Origin of the sequence: Shewanella aegiceratis, from assembly GCF_019457495.1 — a bacterium.
GTDB lineage: Bacteria > Pseudomonadota > Gammaproteobacteria > Enterobacterales > Shewanellaceae > Shewanella > Shewanella loihica.
Window position 1 is genome coordinate 1,936,999 of sequence record NZ_CP080416.1, and the last position, 13,550, is coordinate 1,950,548.

At 53.0% G+C, this 13,550-nt stretch carries 15 protein-coding genes; 13 read left to right on the top strand and 2 right to left on the bottom strand.

Annotated features, from left to right (window positions below; genetic code table 11):
* A complete protein-coding gene (gene oleD, locus K0H80_RS08715; protein ID WP_220073722.1) occupies window positions 1-1,122 on the top strand; it encodes a 2-alkyl-3-oxoalkanoate reductase in 1,122 nt (373 codons plus the stop codon).
* Between the two features lie 30 nt (window positions 1,123-1,152).
* On the opposite strand, the gene K0H80_RS08720 is transcribed toward oleD, so the two are convergent.
* Both K0H80_RS08720 and bioA read right to left on the bottom strand, forming a co-directional pair.
* Window positions 1,153-1,575 (bottom strand): globin domain-containing protein, encoded by a 423-nt coding sequence (locus K0H80_RS08720; RefSeq protein ID WP_011865516.1) that lies wholly within the window; start codon window positions 1,573-1,575, stop codon window positions 1,153-1,155.
* Between the two features lie 159 nt (window positions 1,576-1,734).
* A complete protein-coding gene (gene bioA / locus K0H80_RS08725; protein ID WP_220073723.1) occupies window positions 1,735-3,075 on the bottom strand; it encodes an adenosylmethionine--8-amino-7-oxononanoate transaminase in 1,341 nt (446 codons plus the stop codon).
* Between the two features lie 149 nt (window positions 3,076-3,224).
* Between bioA and bioB the strand changes: the two genes are divergently transcribed.
* The 12 genes from bioB to K0H80_RS08785 all read left to right on the top strand — a co-directional run bounded on the left by bioB (window position 3,225) and on the right by K0H80_RS08785 (window position 13,499).
* The gene (gene bioB, locus K0H80_RS08730) at window positions 3,225-4,277 is read left to right on the top strand and encodes a biotin synthase BioB (RefSeq protein WP_220073724.1); all 1,053 of its coding nucleotides are present in this window, start codon (window positions 3,225-3,227) and stop codon (window positions 4,275-4,277) included.
* A gap of 22 nt (window positions 4,278-4,299) precedes the next feature.
* Window positions 4,300-5,448: an 8-amino-7-oxononanoate synthase gene (locus K0H80_RS08735; RefSeq protein ID WP_220073725.1), complete on the top strand. Its 1,149-nt coding sequence runs from the start codon at window positions 4,300-4,302 to the stop codon at window positions 5,446-5,448.
* A gap of 153 nt (window positions 5,449-5,601) precedes the next feature.
* Complete coding sequence (locus K0H80_RS08740; RefSeq protein ID WP_220073726.1) at window positions 5,602-6,453, top strand: methyltransferase domain-containing protein; 852 nt, start codon at window positions 5,602-5,604, stop codon at window positions 6,451-6,453.
* An 11-nt stretch (window positions 6,454-6,464) separates the two neighbouring features.
* Window positions 6,465-7,178, top strand: a complete 714-nt coding sequence (gene bioD / locus K0H80_RS08745) for a dethiobiotin synthase (RefSeq protein WP_220073727.1) — start codon at window positions 6,465-6,467, stop codon at window positions 7,176-7,178.
* 316 nt (window positions 7,179-7,494) lie between these two features.
* Window positions 7,495-8,358, top strand: a complete 864-nt coding sequence (gene htpX / locus K0H80_RS08750; protein ID WP_220044998.1) for a protease HtpX — start codon at window positions 7,495-7,497, stop codon at window positions 8,356-8,358.
* A 338-nt stretch (window positions 8,359-8,696) separates the two neighbouring features.
* Complete coding sequence (cctA, locus tag K0H80_RS08755; protein WP_011865523.1) at window positions 8,697-9,047, top strand: tetraheme c-type cytochrome CctA; 351 nt, start codon at window positions 8,697-8,699, stop codon at window positions 9,045-9,047.
* Between the two features lie 419 nt (window positions 9,048-9,466).
* Entirely contained in the window at window positions 9,467-9,997 is a 531-nt protein-coding gene (locus K0H80_RS08760; protein ID WP_258406214.1) for a curlin, read from the top strand.
* 344 nt (window positions 9,998-10,341) lie between these two features.
* Window positions 10,342-10,968 carry a LuxR C-terminal-related transcriptional regulator gene (locus K0H80_RS08765; RefSeq protein WP_220073728.1) on the top strand — a complete coding sequence of 209 codons (627 nt, stop codon included), beginning with the start codon at window positions 10,342-10,344 and terminating at the stop codon, window positions 10,966-10,968.
* Window positions 10,965-11,432 carry a curli production assembly/transport protein CsgE gene (locus tag K0H80_RS08770; RefSeq protein WP_220073729.1) on the top strand — a complete coding sequence of 156 codons (468 nt, stop codon included), beginning with the start codon at window positions 10,965-10,967 and terminating at the stop codon, window positions 11,430-11,432. Before K0H80_RS08765 ends, K0H80_RS08770 begins: the two co-directional genes overlap by 4 nt.
* Before the next feature lie 14 nt (window positions 11,433-11,446).
* The gene (locus K0H80_RS08775; protein ID WP_220058368.1) at window positions 11,447-11,866 is read left to right on the top strand and encodes a curli assembly protein CsgF; all 420 of its coding nucleotides are present in this window, start codon (window positions 11,447-11,449) and stop codon (window positions 11,864-11,866) included.
* A gap of 2 nt (window positions 11,867-11,868) precedes the next feature.
* Window positions 11,869-12,717, top strand: a complete 849-nt coding sequence (locus K0H80_RS08780; protein WP_220073730.1) for a CsgG/HfaB family protein — start codon at window positions 11,869-11,871, stop codon at window positions 12,715-12,717.
* A gap of 266 nt (window positions 12,718-12,983) precedes the next feature.
* Window positions 12,984-13,499, top strand: coding sequence for a hypothetical protein (locus tag K0H80_RS08785; RefSeq protein WP_220073731.1), 516 nt, complete (start codon window positions 12,984-12,986; stop codon window positions 13,497-13,499).
* The last annotated feature ends 51 nt before the right edge of the window (window positions 13,500-13,550 follow it).

Genomic DNA, 13,550 nt, shown 5'->3' on the forward strand with positions numbered 1-13,550 from the left:
GTGAGCATCACCAAGCATTCTAATTACACAGATAACGTCAATCTGCGACTTGAAGAGGTTGAGGCGTTAACAGAGCTGGCGGGCCTTAGCCGCCATGCCTTGGTAACCGGCGCCGGCGGCTTTCTGGGTAAGGCGATCTGTCAGCGGCTCATGTCGGCGGGCATTGTCGTGACAGGCTTTGCCAGGGGGCATTATCCCGAGCTCGAGGCCATGGGCGTTAACATGGTGAGCGGTGATATCTGCGATCTCGAGTCCGTAACCAATGCCATGGCCGGCTGCGACCTGGTGTTTCATGTGGCCTCTAAGGCCGGAGTATGGGGCAGTAAGGAGAGCTATTTTGCCCCTAACGTGCAGGGCTGCGACAACCTGCTTAAGGCCGCTATCGCCCATGGTATCGACAGTTTCGTCTATACCAGTACCCCGAGCGTGACCTTTGCCGGTGAAGATGAATCTGGCATAGACGAGCGCGCGCCCTATGCCAGTCGTTTCCTCAACTATTATGGCGAGTCCAAGGCGATCGCCGAGCAGAGGGTGACGGCCGCAAACGGCACCTCATTGTCGAGTGTTACTTCTCCCTCTGAAGGCAAGCTAAATACCGTATCTCTTAGGCCCCATCTCATCTGGGGGCCGGAAGATCCTCATCTGGTGCCCAGGGTGATCGCCCGGGCCCGAGCCGGTAAGCTCAAGTTAGTGGGTAAGGCGGATAAGCTGGTGGATACCATCTATGTCGGCAACGCGGCCTACGCCCATATTCTGGCGGCCCTGACCCTCAAGCAAAACCCGCAGCGGTGCGCCGGAAAGTGTTACTTTTTGAGTAACGATGAGCCGATCACCATGGCGGCCATGCTCAACAAGATCTTGGCCTGTGCCGAGCTGCCTAAGGTCGAGAAGCGGGTACCCGCCAGCATCGCCTATCTGGCCGGGGCTCTGTTAGAAGGGGTCTACGGCCTGCTGGGCAAGCGTGAGGAGCCTATCATGACTCGCTTCGTAGCCAGACAACTCTCTACCTGTCACTATTTCGATATCTCCGCGGCCAAGCGTGACCTTAACTATCGCCCCTTGGTATCGATCGATGAGGGAATGGTACAGTTAAGCAACTGGCTGAAGCGGGAAAAAGTATAAGATTAAGATAGGTAAGATACGGCAGCCTGATCAGGATGCTGCCTCCTGCATGGCGGCAATCATCACCTTGGCAATCTCATCGTAATAGCATGACCAGGCCTGCTCGATAGCCGGGCTGGATGCGTCTCGCAGACAATCCTGAATCGACAGCAACAAGGCCGCGCGCACCACCTCAAATTGGCTAATATTGACGCCATAATCCAGATGCTTTCGTCCCAGCTCCTCTAGCTTAGGCTTGACCTCATTAAACTGATGCACCTTGGCGACGGCCGTGGTGATGAGCTCGTTGAAATGATACTCGAATACCGGCCGCTCGCTCTGGAACATGGGACGGATCAAGGGCGCCATGGCGAACAGGCAATCGTAGAAGTGCGAAGCGAAGTTACTGTTTTGCCGATTGATCTCGGCAAAGGACTTTTGAATAAGCTGTTTTTGCTCGTCGGTGAGAGGCATAGCTTTCCCGGTTTTCTGAGTTGAGCCTGTCGAGTGCGATTCGCTGGAGCGCCAATCAGCGCGCTGAGACTTAAGCGAATCAGTGCGCCTTGGCTAACTATAGCTCAGCGGGAGTTCAAGGGCGCAATCTTGCGCCCGCAAAAAAGAATAGGAGCTGGATTATCCGTGGCTGATAAAGCCCGCCTCATCGCCGCTCGATGCTTTCGCCTCCGCCCCCGCGATGGCGGCGACCTCGAGCATCGCCTGGGTGAGGCGGCTAAGCTGCTGCGCGCTAATGGTGTACGGCGGCATAATATAGATATAGCTCGAGAAGGGGCGCACCCAGACGCCGCGATCCACAAACGCCTGTTGCAATGCTGCGGTATTGACGCTGCGGGTCATCTCAATCACGCCAACGGCGCCCAAACAGCGCACCGCTTTTACCCCGTCGATTGCGCTGGCGGCTGCTAACTCCTGTTTCATCTGCTGTTCGATGGCGGCTACCTGCTCGGGCCACTGATGTTGATTGATCAGATCCAGACTGGCGCTGGCGGCGGCGCAGGCCAGCGGGTTACCCATGAAGGTCGGGCCATGCATGAAGACGCCGGAGGGCGAGTCGCTGATCCCCATGGCCACCTCGTCACTGCACAGGGTGGCAGCCAGAGAGATATACCCGCCGGTGAGCGCTTTACCCAGGCAGAGAATATCCGCCTCAATACCTGCATGCTGGTAGGCAAACAGCTTGCCGGTGCGGCCAAAGCCTGTGGCTATCTCATCTAAGATCAACAACACCTTGTAGCGATCGCACAGCGCACGCAGCCCTTTCAGATAGTCGGCGCTGTAGAAATGCATGGCGCCAGCGCCCTGCATGATAGGCTCTATGATAACCGCCGCTATCGATTGGTGATGGGCGTCTAGCAGCGACGCCATCGCCTCGAGATCGTCAGCTATCAAGTTTTCACCGAAGGGGGTCTTGGGGGCGGGGGCAAACAGCTGCTGAGTCACCGCCTCACCAAACATGGTGTGCATGCCGCCTTCTGGGTCACACACGCTCATCGCGGCAAACGTGTCGCCATGGTAGCCGTGCTTCACCGTGAGTATTCGCTGCTTGCTTGGCGCGCCGCGTCCCTGCCAATATTGCAGCGCCATCTTCATCGCCACCTCGACGGCAATCGAGCCCGAATCGGCCAGAAACACCTTGGTAAGATTATCGCTGGTCATGGCCACTAGCTTCTTGCTCACCGCGATGGCGCTGGGGTGGGTGATGCCGCCAAACATCACATGGCTGAGGGTCGATAGCTGTTTCTGCATCGCCTCCAGGATATAGGGGTGGCCGTATCCGTGCACACAGGCCCACCAGGAGCTGGTGCCATCGATTAGGCGTCTGCCATCTTCCAGGATCAACTCGCACCCCTCTGCCGACACCACTCCATAGGCAGGAAGGGCCTGGGTCATGGAGGTGTAGGGGTGCCAGATATGTTGTCGGTCGAATTGATGGTCGATCTGGGAGTTAACAGACATAAAAAATCCTGATTATTTTTTAACCGCTAGTAAACCGGTTTAACTGGTTGGCGTTGACAGATTAAGGCCTAAGGGTATGCTAAGCAAGATAAATGTCGCCGGAAATCAAGCATTCCGGCTCAAAATAGCAACTTGAAGGTTGGTAATCAATGTCCGAATTAGCCTTACGTCACGATTGGCAACGTGATGAAATTGAAGCGCTTTTTGCGCTCCCTATGAATGACCTGCTGTTTAAGGCCCATAGCATTCATCGCCAGCATTTCGACCCAAATGAGGTGCAGATCTCGCGTCTTTTGTCGATCAAGACAGGTGCCTGTCCAGAGGATTGCAAGTACTGTCCTCAGAGCGCCCGTTACGATACCGGCCTTGAGAAAGAGCGACTGATCGAGATTGAGAAAGTGCTGAGCGAGGCCCGCGCCGCCAAGGCCGCCGGGGCGTCACGCTTCTGCATGGGCGCCGCCTGGCGTAATCCCCATGAGCGCGACATGCCCTATCTGAAGGATATGGTCAGCGAAGTCAAAGCCATGGGCATGGAGACCTGCATGACCCTGGGGATGCTTAGCGAATCTCAGGCGAAAGATCTGGCCGACGCAGGACTCGATTATTACAACCACAACCTGGATACCTCGCCAGAATACTATGGCGATATCATCACCACACGTACCTATCAGGACAGGCTCAACACCCTGGATAACGTGCGCGCCGCCGGCATGAAGGTGTGCTCTGGCGGTATCGTCGGCATGGGCGAGCAGGCGAGCGATCGCGCCGGGCTGCTGCAGCAGCTGGCCAACATGGCCAAGCATCCTGAGTCTGTGCCCATCAACATGTTGGTGAAGGTTGCCGGTACCCCATTTGAAAACTTAGACGATCTGGATCCGCTGGAATTTGTGCGCACCATTGCCGTGGCGCGTATCGTGATGCCATTGTCTCGGGTCCGCCTGTCGGCTGGACGCGAGAAGATGACAGATGAGCTACAGGCCATGTGTTTCTTTGCCGGCGCCAACTCTATCTTCTACGGCTGTAAGTTGTTGACCACGAGTAACCCGGAAGAGAATGAAGACATGACGCTGTTTAAGCGCCTTGGGCTTCATCCCGAGCAAGGCAAGGCGGGCACGGTCGAAGAGGATAAAGCGGTATTTGCCAAGGCACAGGCCGTTAAAGACAAGGCCTCTCAGCCTTTCTACGATGCGGCGGCGCTTTAACTCGTCCAGCGAGTAAGTCCATATGACTCGGCTTCAGCATAAAATCGATGACAAGATGCAGCGCGCGGAACAAAGCGGGCTGCTCAGGCGTCGTCAGCAACTGACTCAATCGGTTGGCGATGTTAACCGTTTAGTGCATCAGGGAAGCATCAAGCATAATTTTGCCAGCAATGATTATCTGGGCCTGAGTCAATCGCCTGAGCTTATCGAGGCGCTAGGTGAGGGGGCGAGATTATACGGCGTCGGCAGCGGCGCCTCGCCCTTGGTCACAGGTTATAGCGATGCCCATGCGGCGCTCGAGCAGGCACTGTGCGAGGCTACCTGCCATGAGGCGGCCTTGCTCTTTAGCAGCGGCTTTAGCGCCAATTCAGCCTTGATGAAAACGCTGCTGGACAAGGAGAGTGTGGTGGTGGCCGATAAGCTGATCCACGCCTCCCTGATCGACGGTCTGCTGGAAAGCGGCGCCCAGTTAAAACGCTTCGCCCATAACGATTTGGGTGCGGCCAAGCGACTGGTGGAAAAGCATCAGCCGCTGGCGGTGGTGACCGAGAGCGTCTTCAGCATGGATGGTGATCTGGCGCCCATAGATGAGCTCTACGAGCTGACACAGGCAAATGATGCCTGGTTGATCGTCGATGATGCCCACGGCTTCGGCGTCCTGCCACTGGGCGGGCACAACAGGGTCGATGCCAGCCGCTGTGATATTCAAATCGTCACCTTCGGTAAGGCCCTTGGCTGCCAAGGCGCGGCGATTTTAGGCTCAAATACTTGTATCGATTTTCTGGTGGCCCATGCCAGGGACTATATCTATTCCACTGCCTTGTCGCCGGCCAGTGCCCATGTGGCCCTCAAGGCGGTGAAGTTGATTAAAACCGGTGAGCGCAGAGACAGATTGGCTCAGGTGATTGAGGCCTTTAAGCTGGCCGCCAAGGCGAGGGGGCTTAGGCTGCTTGGCAGTCATACCCCGATACAGCCGCTGGTGGTGGGGGATATTGATAAGCTTGCCAAGATCGATCGTGAACTAAAGGCCGCGGGTTTCTGGGTGGGCGCGATTCGGCCACCGACCGTGCCTCAGGGAAGTGCCAGGCTCAGGATCACCTTAAATGTGAATCATACCCAGGCAGATATCGAGGCCCTGGCCGATCAGCTGCTGCAAGCCTTGCGAGATTAAGTGGTAGAAAGCATTTTATTTTTCCAGAGGAAGTCTGATTCTGTGTGTAGTGAATTAGCTCATGATGTACCTACGAATATGCCAAGCCTAATGCCCAGTTCAGAGCCAAGACAAATGCCAACACAAGCGCCTAAAGTGCAAGGTAAAGACTGTATGAAAGAGGCGATTGGTGCAGACAAGATAGCGCGCCAGTTCTCCCTGGCGGCTAAGCACTATCAGGAGCATGACAAGGTGCAGCGTCTCAGCGCGCAGAGGCTGAGGACCAAGATGACGCCCATCGGACGTTTGTTAGATATAGGTTGTGGTCCAGGTACAGATTTTTCCGCGGCGCCAGGTCTTAATGAGGTGCTGGGGCTGGATATCGCCCCCGGCATGCTATCGCAGATGCTCGAAAGTTTTCCTAGCTACAAGGCGTTGTGCGGCGATGCCCAGGCGTTGCCCCTAGTCGATGCCAGCATAGACACCCTCTACTCAAACCTAGCGCTGCAGTGGTGCAGCGATGTCAAGACGGCCATAGGTGAGCTTGCCAGGGTGCTTAAGCCCGGCGGTCAATGCCATCTCTCCATCGTCGTCGATGGAAGCCTTTCTGAGCTCGACGCGCTCGGGCTAAGGGTTAATAACTTCGAGCAAGCCCAGACGGTGCTTGATGGCTTTTGTGATTCCCATTGGCAAATTGAGCACCAATCGGTGGAGCCGCTGCGGGTGCATTTCGACAATCTTAAGACGATGCTCTATTCCATCAAGGGGGTTGGCGCCTCTGCCGCCATGGGCAGCACTGTCTCTCAAGGCTCAGATGGTAATCAAGACTCAGATGCCTCCCACGGCCCAGATGAAACTTTGGGCTCAAATGGAACAAAGGGCTCAGTGAGTAAGCCGCTACCTAGGCTTCGTGGGCGTCAGGATTGGTTGGCCCTCTGTGAGCGCGCCGAGGCAATGCGTCAGCCAGAGGGACTTCCCTTGACCTATCAAATCTTATTTATTCATGCGAGCCGCAGAGCTAGTTAAGGAAAGGGTTCATGCGTTATTTCATCGCCGGCACAGATACCGACAGCGGCAAGACCTTGGTGGCTTCCTCACTCCTCTATCTGGCGAGCAAGCAAGGTAGCACCTTAGGGGTAAAACCCATCGCCTCAGGTTGCGAGCAGACGTCTGAAGGGCTGAGAAACAGCGACGCCCTGGCATTGATGGCTCAGTCCAATGTGAAGCTTGCCTATGAAAGAGTGAACCCCTTTGCCTTTAAGCCCGCCATTGCGCCCCATATCGCCGCGAAGCAGGTAGGCATGACCCTTAATGCGGATCTAGTCACGTCTCACCTTAAGACATTGCCATTCGATGAGGTAGATTTTGCCTTGGTAGAGGGGGCGGGAGGCTGGCGGCTTCCGCTTAGCCATGCGCTTCGCGTTCAGGGTAAGCTTAATCCACAGGCCTTTCTGTCCACTGTGGCAGTCGATCTGCAGCTGCCGGTGATCTTGGTGGTCGGGGTTAAGCTGGGTTGCCTCAACCACGCACTGCTGACTCAAGAGGCGATTCAGGCCGATGGGGTAAAGATAGCTGGCTGGGTAGCAAACTGCGTCGATCCCGATATGCAGGTGACTGACGAGAACCTCTTGGCGCTTACTGCCTTGATGGACGCCCCATGTCTCGGGGTCATCCCACATCTTACTGAATGTTCGAGCCAAAACGCCGCGCAATACTTAGATCTTACCAAGCTGGCACCAGGTCAAGGCTAGTCAACTCTCGCATCAATAGCGCCTGTTGAATGAGAGCCTTTGATTAACAAAACGCCACTCTCTGATTGCTGGAGTAATTATTAATAAAGATTAACGGCTTATCCCGCCAAAGCCGATAAATTTAAGATTGGCTTAATATAGGGCTTCTAGACTCCACGCCAAGGTCTACACTTTTTGGCGTGGCTGCGCACTCAATCGTACCCACCAAAAATATTTTTATGTTCAACCCTTGAACTCTGACTTATCGGACATATTATGTCGTTAAGAGAGGCTGATGACACATAGGGTGTCTCATACAGGGCTTATAGGAGCTTACATGAAGCGTATTTTCTTATTGATCGCGACAAACATGGCAATCTTGCTGGTCGCTTCAATTGTGATGTCTATTTTAGGGGTTAACACCTCGACCATGGGCGGACTATTGGTCTTTGCCGCCATCTTCGGTTTCGGCGGCGCCTTTATCAGCTTGGCGATCTCTAAGTGGATGGCGAAGAAGACCATGGGCTGTGAAGTGATCACTACACCGCGTGACAACATGGAGCGTTGGTTGGTCGATACCGTTGCACGTCAGGCTGAGCAGGCAGGTATCAAGATGCCTGAGGTGGCCATTTACCAGTCACCCGAGCTGAACGCCTTTGCCACAGGCCCCAGCAAGGACAACTCGCTGGTCGCCGTCAGTAGCGGACTGCTTTACGGCATGACTCAAGATGAGATCGAAGGCGTATTGGCCCACGAGGTGAGCCATGTGGCCAATGGTGACATGGTAACCCTGACCCTTATTCAAGGCGTGGTTAACACCTTCGTGATCTTTGCGGCCCGCGTGGTGGCTAGCATTATCAATAACTTCGTTGCCAGCAACGACGAAGAGGGCGAAGGCCTGGGCATGTTTGCCTACATGGCAGTAGTCTTCGTGTTGGATATGCTGTTTGGTATCCTGGCGTCTATGATAGTGGCTTACTTCTCACGTGTTCGTGAGTTCAAGGCCGATGCCGGCGGCGCTCAGTTGGCAGGCAAGCATAAGATGATTGCGGCGCTGGACAGATTGCGTCAAGGCCCTGAAACCGGTGCCATGCCAGCACAGATGGCAGCTTTCGGTATCAATGGTAAGAAGTCCATGGCCGAACTGATGATGAGCCATCCACCACTTGAAAAGCGTATCGAAGCACTGCGCGCACAATAATCGATTGTCGATTGATAAAACGGGAGCCTAGGCTTCCGTTTTTTGTATCTTTTCTTTGCAAATACGATTTTTGTTTTTCTGGGTGGCAATGATAAATGCTCATTTGCATAGCAGTAGTGTGATGCAGATCATGTTTATCTGTGAGTATGAGGCTTGCGGCATAGATATTTGATTAAGTGCACATTTTTAAGCAGTTGCTATTGTTAGTATGCCCGCAAGAGAAATTTGCCTATTTGCAAAACCTTAGCTATTTTAAGCTAAGTTGTGCAATTAGGAACAAGGCACGATGGGATATAAAAACTACACCCACATCGCCAAACATAAGAGAGGAAATTATCGTGAGCAATAAAATTCTAAGTGCGTTATTTGGTGCTGGTTTGGCGGCGCTAGCCTTGTCTCCAGCGGCAATGGCTGAGCCTCAAGAACTTGCAGAGATGCATGCTGAGATGGAAGGCTGTGAAGCCTGTCACGCCAATGGTGAACCATCTGCCGATGGTGCTCACGAATTTGAGCAGTGCCAAAGCTGTCACGGTACGCTAGCCGAGATGGACGCAGTGCATAAGCCACACGACGGTAATCTGATGTGCGCCGACTGTCACGCGCCACACGATTCAAACGTGGGCGATCGCCCAGCCTGTGATAGCTGCCACGACGATGGCCGCACCGCAGACTCTGTATTGAAGAAATAAGATTTTCATTACAGGATAATCGACAAACACCGGCAAGTTGCCGGTGTTTTTGTATCTGCCATCGGCAACTTTATCTCTGTTCTATTACTCGTGACTGGAATATTAGCTAGATCTGCGAGTTCAACTCTCCATTTATCATTAATCGATTCCAATAGCCCAGGCCAACGGTGCACAGTTTCTGCTAAAAGGCGGGTATATGGCTGATAAGCCTTCACTAGCCTGCGGGCTTTATCGCCGAACTCATCTCTAGATCCAATCTTTTGAGATTTTCCATTAGTAGAAAAGTATTAGGCCTGCTGCCTGAATAGATACTTTGTCTAGCGGGACTTAATACTCTTTGTGGACGTAAGTCCTTCGTCTTAGATAGATAATCTTGGCCATAAAAACAGATAGGTGCGCCACGGATGGAAACAAATTTGATGCAAGCAGTCTTTAAGGCCGGGCATTTTGCCTGGCGTCAGGCAATCAGCCGATTGTTCTTGTTAGCGATGCTTTTTGCTGGCTTGCCTGCGTGGGCAGATGATCTCAGTAGTCTTGATGAGTTGGCCCAGGGGGATAATGCTAGCATCATGCAGCTTGGGGATGCGCTGCAGGCCGATATCACCCAGAGCGGCGACGCGAACCGCGCCTTGTTTACCCAATTTGGGGTGGCCAACAGCGCCGAGCTGCTGCAACAAGGGATCGGCAATCAGGCGTATCTGCTGCAGCAAGGGGAGGCGATAGAGGCCAGCCTGTTGCAGGTGGGGGTCAACAACAGCCTGATCGCCAGTCAACTTGGGACAAACCTGTCTCTGGTAGCTGAGCAGCGGGGCAGCGATAACCAGGCCTATGTGCAACAGAGCGGTTATGACAATGAGGTCAGCATCTATCAAAACGGTTCGGGTCATGGGGTGATTGTGACCCAATGGGGGAATGCACAGCGAGCAAGTGTGACTCAGGGTTATCGTTAGGGAAGGTGCGAACAAGTCGTCGCAAAGCCCCGCAGGGCGAGGCTTACAGCGGTATTTGCTGCGTTACAGTTCTTGCGAAGGACTAGGGCCATTCGCTGCAAACTGTGCCTTGCATCTATCCACTTTAAGCACACGCAGAGCAAGCACGGGACTTATTCGCACCTTCCTTAGCCTTAGCAGTAAGGCGGTGAAAGATAAGGTGAAGGGATCTCACCTCAAACAGATATTCTGGTAGGGCTTGATAAAATTGGCGCAATTAAGATGTTATTTTTAATTCTATAGTTGTTATTATATGTGTCGGTTTAATGGAATACGCTTATAACTAGCGACATGGAGTGAGCAGGATGTTCAAAGTGATAAATTGGGTAGTGGTATCGCGATCGCAACTGTTGATTGATCTGTTGGAGACGCGTTGGCCCCAGGAGTTTCTGGTTAAACTGGCTAAGGTCTCCCCCGAGAGTGTTGAAGTGACTATGAGTGAAGGGAATTACTCTTTGGTCGTTATCGATCTCGCCACCATAGATGTGCAGCGTGCCTACCAGGTACAAAAGCAGATCGAGAAGCGCCACAGCGCCCGCGTGGTATTCTTGCACTATCCGAAACAGATAGATGCAAGATTCTTAATTTCCCCCATTACCGCCGCCGTCTTTTATGGCGATGCTTCCCTTGAGCATATAGGCAAGGCCTTAGCCAATGTGCTACGCGGCCAGACGGTGATCCCACATGCTTTGTTGTCGGCTTCTGCGGATCAGGAGCAGCTCGACGGAGCCGATAACCTGACGATTCGTGAGCGAGAGGTGCTGCAGGCATTACTCTCGGGTAGCACTAACGTGGATATCGCCAATCAGTTGTTTGTCAGCGAGAGCACCATCAAGACGCATCTCTATCGTGTGTTTAGAAAGATTGGTGTCTCAAGTCGTGGACAGGCTATTGCCTGGGCACAGACTCATCTGCATGAGGTTCAGCAGTGAAATACCTGGGCCGCTTGCTCCTGTTAGCGGCCTTTTCGGCTCCTGTTTATTGTCAGGGGTCCGATGTCGATGAAGACAGCAAGCTGGCGGCGCAGAGCACGAGTGACGCACCGCCCAGGCTGGAGTCTGATCTCATCGATGGACTGATCCTCAACCGCGCGATGACCCGCGTCGGACACAGATTTTATCGTGAATTTGTCGCCGCCTATCGAGATATAGGCGGCATGACGGAGCACGGTGGACTGAGTATTGTCGAGCTGGCCACTGCGCGAAGTGGTAGCAAGATCAGCGTGTTACACAATCGCAAACCTATCTTTGTGACTGTGGTGTCACCGGCGAGCCGGCAGTTGGATAAGCTGGCGGAGCAGGTGGCCAGGCGCGTCGACAGTATATTGAAGCAAAACAAGAAACAGGCTAGCTGGGCTCAGTGGTTGGATCCCGATTTAGCGCCTGATGAATTCTAATAGGGACATTTTCAATGAATCAAGCTAAGTCTTTTCGACCGATAGCCCTGCTATTGGCGGGTGCGTTCAGCCTGAGCTCTCAGGCGACGCAGCTTATCTATACCCCAGTAAATCCCAATTTTGGTGGCAGTTATCTCAATGGCTCCTACCTGTTGGCAAATGCCTCGGCGCAGAACGATCACAAGGGTGGCTCAGGTTATACACCCCCCAGTGCCCTCGAGCGCATGGCAAGTTCCCTTGAGTCTCGTCTGATGAGCCAACTCTTTAACGATGCGGCCAATGGCGGTGAGGGCTATCTCAAGACCACGGACTTCGAGATCCAAGTGGTCAACGAAGACGGCATGCTACTGGTGCATATTACCGACCTGTTAACCGGTGAGACCACGGTGATCGAAGTTGGTGGGTTGAGCGACAGTTCGAGTGTGGGTGGCTAACGATGAAACCTTTGTTGATGGCCGCTGGCCTGTTATTTCTCTCGGCCTGTTCTAGCACAAGTGAGCTTGAACAGGTGCAAGCCTCTTCGAGCCTGATGCCCAAGGGCGAGAGCTACTATGATCTCATCAACCTGCCTGCACCCCAAGGGGTGATGCTGGCCGCCGTGTATGATTTTCGCGATCAGACAGGTCAATATAAGCCAATTCCGTCGAGTAACTTTTCTACCGCCGTGCCCCAGAGTGGCACCGCATTTCTGGCCCAGGCGTTGAATGATTCCAGATGGTTTATTCCCGTCGAGCGTGAGGGGCTACAGAATCTACTTACCGAACGTAAGATTGTCAGGGCCGGGCTTAACGGCGATGCCAACAAACTGCCTCAGCTGAACTCGGCGCAGATCCTGATGGAAGGCGGAATAGTTGCCTATGACACCAATGTCAGAACTGGTGGCGCCGGTGCCCGCTACCTGGGCATAGGCGCGGCAACTCAGTTTCGTGTCGATACAGTGACAGTCAACCTTAGGGCGGTGGATATTCGCACCGGCCGTTTACTGAGTAGTGTGACCACCACTAAGTCTATCTTGTCCAAAGAGATCACCGCAGGGGTGTTTAAATTTATCGATGCCCAGGAGCTGCTTGAGTCTGAGCTTGGCTATACCTCAAACGAGCCTGTAAGTCTGTGCGTGGCATCGGCCATCGAAAGTGCCGTAGTGCATATGATTGCCGATGGGATCTGGAAAGGTGCTTGGAATTTAGCCGATCAGCCCAGTGGTCTGCGCAGTCCAGTGTTACAAAAATATTGGTTAGAAGCCCATTCCGAGGCCAGGGTGCGAGCAAAAATCAATCAAAGCTAAGGCTGTTTTTGCTTTGTATCATACTTTGCTATGCATGTATGCATAGCGCTTAGCACTTTTGTATGATGCTGGTGGGTTCAAATTTAACATCTATGTTACTTAAGGTTAACTTTGGTTAACCTTTTATTTTTTATAGGTTTTTAATTGAGTTTAGTTTCGTGTCGCAGCCCAATAGGGTAGAATTTGTCAAGTTTTTGACTTGCTGAATAGGTACGATGAAGAAGTTAGCATGGTTAGTAGTGTTAGCGCCGCTTTATGCACATGGAATGGCGCCTTTTGGGCTGAACTGGGGTGAAGACGTCAGCCAGTATGGCGAGGTCACACGCCAGGGAGATGAGCTTCGGGTTGAAACCCATTCACTGCCTAAGTCTTTGTCTCTAGCCAGGGACTATGTGCTCTATGCCGACAAGCAACATGGGCTGTTAAAAGTCATCATGACAAGCAGAAATTATGGCTTGTATGATGATGACTATAAAGAAGATTTTAATTTTATTAAGCAATCGCTAGTCGATACCGGCTATCAAACCACAGAGTTCATTGGCAGTGAGATGAGCTCTTATAAATGTGTGTTGCAGGGAAGCTGCTACGGCAAGCGCTGGTATGGCTATACCGACGATGGCACCAATGTGTCATTGGAGCAGGTGGCCAAGACCCGTCAAGATGCCTATCTCAAGCTGACATTCAAGGCGCCTAAGTTATTGCAGATCGAAGCCGAGCGCGAGGATCTCAAGCAGCTCAAACAGCAAGATAAGATGAACAGCGATAGATTAGCATTCGATTAAATAGTCGCTAACATCGATGTGGTGAGCGCCCGTGTTCAGGGCAGTGCTGCT